This window comes from Pseudomonas sp. AC463, from assembly GCF_979253585.1.
The window spans coordinates 1-256 of record NZ_CEEDDZ010000839.1 but is presented as its reverse complement, the minus strand read 5'-3'; the positions used below and the strand labels follow the sequence as shown (position 1 = coordinate 256).

The 256-nt window shown below is 65.2% G+C and carries 2 pseudogenes; one reads left to right on the top strand and one right to left on the bottom strand.

What is annotated here, in order from left to right:
* Positions 1-184 (bottom strand): annotated as a pseudogene (gene eno, locus AC0IYH_RS32595) (phosphopyruvate hydratase); the annotation flags it as partial.
* Here eno and AC0IYH_RS32590 point away from each other — a divergent pair.
* A pseudogene (locus AC0IYH_RS32590) lies at positions 162-256 on the top strand (hypothetical protein); the annotation flags it as partial. The pseudogenes eno and AC0IYH_RS32590 overlap by 23 nt on opposite strands.

The following is a 256-nucleotide window of genomic DNA, read 5'->3' as shown; positions in this document are numbered from 1 at the left end:
CGTCCAGCTCGATCATCGCGCGGTCCAGATCGGCCTGATCCTCCGCGTCCATGCCCAGCACGGTGTCGGCGATCTCGTCGTTCACCGCCTCGATCGCGTCGTCCACACCCTTGCCGCCCCAGCGGCTCTTGTCGCCGTCGCGCTTCTCGACCGCCTCGTGCTTGCCGGTGCCGATGATGAACATCATCAACGGCGGCGAGCATGCCGACAACCCGATCGATTTTCAGGAATTCATGGTGATGCCGGTCGGCGCGCC